Source organism: Vibrio sp. 10N.261.52.C2 (assembly GCF_041471425.1).
GTDB lineage: Bacteria > Pseudomonadota > Gammaproteobacteria > Enterobacterales > Vibrionaceae > Vibrio > Vibrio crassostreae_C.
Map to the genome: position 1 here is coordinate 1 of NZ_JBFROH010000114.1, position 1,650 is coordinate 1,650.

The window sequence follows — 1,650 nt, forward strand, 5'->3', positions numbered from 1 at the left end:
TAAGGAGTAAATAATCTAACTAATAACTTAATAATGATATTTGTTGGATTATTCAAAATAAATAAAGCATCTCGTTGCTTCGAACCGAATATTAAGAACAAAAGGTTTTATTATGTAATCCCATTTGATGGATCAAATCATCACTTTAACTGTTCGCATAGTTTTTGAAGTGCAATTTACATCTTAAATGATTGTTTTAAATAGATTTATCTTAAACCGGAAAAAGTAGATGATTTTCGAAATCAATTTCAATTAAGTGTTTCCACTTCAAGAACGACAACCTACCTACCGTTGTTTTACTGGCTTACGGCGGCGTTGTTAATCAAATCAGCTTGAAGATCAACGACACCATATGTAGCTAGCCGTTAGCTTCTAACGGGCATACCTAGTCCTATGACTTTGTTAATCGCTTTGACATTCGCCATGATTTCGCCCAGTTGAGCGTTGTAACATCTCAAGCTCAATTTATCGCTTGTTAGTCCTTTATATCGGGACATAGCAGTCTCAGATATTGAACGATAGTGATAACCAGACTCTGTTTTCCATTCCGATATTGTTCCATCTCTCAGAGCCATTACCGCTTTGTTTCTGGGATGACCGTCTTCCCAAAGAGCTGCATTCTTTCGAGGCGGTATTAACGGAGTACAGCCTTTATTTTTCAGAGTCTCGTGGCAATTTTTTGTGTCATATGCTCCATCGGCGGATACGGCAGCGACCTTTCTACGTAGTGGGTTGAGTAACGTCGGTAACACTTCACTATCGCCTACATTTACAAGACTGACTTCCGCACTAATCGCTTCGTGAGTATCCACATCCACAGCTAAGTGCAGTTTGCGCCATGTCCTACGTTTTTCTGTACCATGCTTTTTCACTTTCCACTCCCCCTCACCAAAGACTTTGAGGCCAGTAGAATCAATGGCTATATGGCGAATAGCCCCTCTCGATTTATTGCGATATTTGACCTGAACTGTCTTCGAGCGTTTACTGATACAGGTGTAGTCAGGGGACGTTAGTGGAACATCTAATAGCTCAAAGATAGAGTCGATAAAGCCTTGAAGAGCACGTAAAGGAAGAGAGAAGATGCCCTTAATCATCAAGGCGGTTTCAATCGCTGTATCAGAGTACTGAAAGCCTCTCCCACGCTTACCATGATGAGTTTTGCATCGCCATGCATCTACGGCTGAATCATCTATCCAGAATGTAACCGAACCACGTTTACAAAGAGCCTTATTGTACTCCGTCCAGTTAGTTATCTTCTTGTTTGCTTTACCCATATCACCACCATTCCAATCGTTTCAAATGATCAGATCACAGGACTTGGAAAAGGTTCAACTAATTTAGGCAACAACGCCAAGAAAAATCATAAATGCCTAGCGAGTAGTGAGCTGTGCGAGCGTCAGGAGTGGCTTTATTATTTTACTTTACCATCATTCCCTTAAATACCCTTTTGGCAGGATGATGGTCTTCACGCAGTGAGACCATCGCCTTGCTAAGCCTTCAGGGATAAAAAAGCGTACACACCATTATACATAGTATGTACGCTTTATAGATCCAAAAGAAGCATTGCCAGTAAGGGGCTGTCACTCACTCACACGCAAATAGACATATTTTTTACTGTATACTCCAACTGAGTAGGTTTTATCGTTGATG

The 1,650-nt window shown here is 40.8% G+C and carries 1 protein-coding gene; it reads right to left on the reverse strand.

Translation table 11 applies throughout. From position 1 onward, the window contains the following. Positions 1-365: 365 nt before the first annotated feature. The gene (locus AB4307_RS21970; RefSeq protein ID WP_372104872.1) at positions 366-1,274 is read right to left on the reverse strand and encodes an IS5 family transposase; all 909 of its coding nucleotides are present in this window, start codon (positions 1,272-1,274) and stop codon (positions 366-368) included. Positions 1,275-1,650: the final 376 nt, after the last annotated feature.